Genomic DNA, 663 nt, shown 5'->3' on the forward strand with positions numbered 1-663 from the left:
GATGGTGTGACGGCTACGTTTACCATCGATACGGTGGACGATGTGTATGCGGAAGGCGATGAAGTGTTCCGCGTCAGCGTGTCGGGTATTGTCGATAGCGACAGCAATCCTATCTTCGAAGCGTTGAACCTCGATAATGCGTTCGTCGACACCACCATCAGCGATGAAACCGATCCGGGTCCAGAAGATACGGTTACCGTGACCATGACGGGTCCAGCGAATGTGGTGGAAGGTGACACTACCACGGATTACATCGTGACACTGAGCGATCCGGCTCCTGTGGGTAGTATCGTGACCTTAGCTTACAGCTACACCACTGCATCCGGTGACGACATCACCGAAACCACTCAAGCCATTATTGGCGCCGATGGTGTGACGGCTACGTTTACTATCGATACGGTGGATGACGTTTACGCCGAAGGCGATGAAGTGTTCCGTGTCAGCGTGTCGGGCATTGTAGATGGTGACAGCAATCCGATTTTTGAGGCATTAGATGTTTCAAATGCCTTTGTTGACACCACCATCAGCGATGAAACCGACCCAGGGCCAGAAGATACGGTTACCGTGACCATGACGGGTCCAGCGAATGTGGTGGAAGGCGACACCACCACTGACTACACCGTAACACTGAGCGATCCGGCGCCAGTCGGTAGCATCGTGACT

General features: G+C 53.5%; 1 pseudogene. It reads left to right on the forward strand.

Features of this window, described 5'->3' with window-relative positions:
- Positions 1–663 (forward strand): annotated as a pseudogene (locus R7R78_RS26880) (calcium-binding protein); the annotation flags it as partial.

The organism is Vibrio sp. 2134-1 (genome assembly GCF_033339495.1).